Genomic DNA, 914 nt, shown 5'->3' on the forward strand with positions numbered 1-914 from the left:
ATATTATACTGTATAAATAAACAGTGCATTGGAGTGAGTAATGGAATCCTCTCATGAGCTAAAGATGGCTTTGATAAAAATCCGGCTTATGGCTGACATAGCACAGTCAGGCCAGTGCAAAAATGACGACTACGCGCTGGTGATGGAAATGATCTCTGATATGGCCGATCGCGTTCTGGATGAAGCAGACACGCCGTCAGTGCCATTCTCTGTTTACGACGATGAAGAATAGCCAGGAACACGGGCGCGCTCTCTTTGTTAGCTCTGCATGCAGTGAGTGCATGATTTTGCATTGTGATCGCCCTGCTCTTTTCTCCCTGCGACACCAGTGCTGACGTGGATCACAGTGGATCACGCAACTGCATCAAAAGCGCCCCATAAAGCGGGCAGGCGTGGCGGGGATAGCATTGCGCGCAGCCACTCATTAAATGCTATGATAGTTCGAGAAATAGCATACTCAAGAGTATCCCCCGATCAGAAATACATTGAACAAACAGATTCATCCCCGACTTTTAAATGACCAATCAATCTATCACCTTGTTTTTATTATTAATTTTTGATAAAAGTTAGGATTGGAAAGTAGATGAACGGTAATTTTAACTTCCTATAGAGATAACATATGAACTTATTTAATGGCGAAAAAATTGAGATCGATATTTTGAATCGTACGGAAGTCAAACTTTCGGATGACGAAATCAACAGTAAGTACATAGCTGGGGAGATAAGGATCGTGACTGAACAAGCACGTTACCCTTTAAACTCTATTTTAGGAATGGTTACAAGTGATAACTACAAAATAGACCCCGAATACCAAAGGCGCCATCGTTGGACTAACGAAAAAAGATCAAGTCTAATTGAGTCTTTGATTATGAATGTCCCCTTACCTCCAATTTTCTTATACGAGTATGAATACT

At 41.6% G+C, this 914-nt stretch carries 2 protein-coding genes; both read left to right on the forward strand.

Annotated features, from left to right (window positions below):
* Nucleotides 1-88 precede the first annotated feature (88 nt).
* On the forward strand, nucleotides 89-232 hold the full coding sequence (locus AC1DUO_RS25485; RefSeq protein ID WP_474087756.1) for a hypothetical protein: 144 nt from the start codon (nucleotides 89-91) through the stop codon (nucleotides 230-232).
* A 387-nt stretch (nucleotides 233-619) separates the two neighbouring features.
* Nucleotides 620-914 (forward strand): DUF262 domain-containing protein (locus tag AC1DUO_RS25490; RefSeq protein ID WP_477989478.1); only part of this gene is annotated, 295 nt, incomplete at its 3' end.

The sequence above is a fragment of the Rahnella sp. P4_A8 genome (genome assembly GCF_056402435.1).

Bases quoted from the DNA above. Each gene is read 5' to 3' on its own strand.
- AC1DUO_RS25485 (WP_474087756.1), top strand. From the start codon at position 89: ATGGCTGACATAGCACAGTCAGGCCAGTGCAAAAATGACGACTACGCG.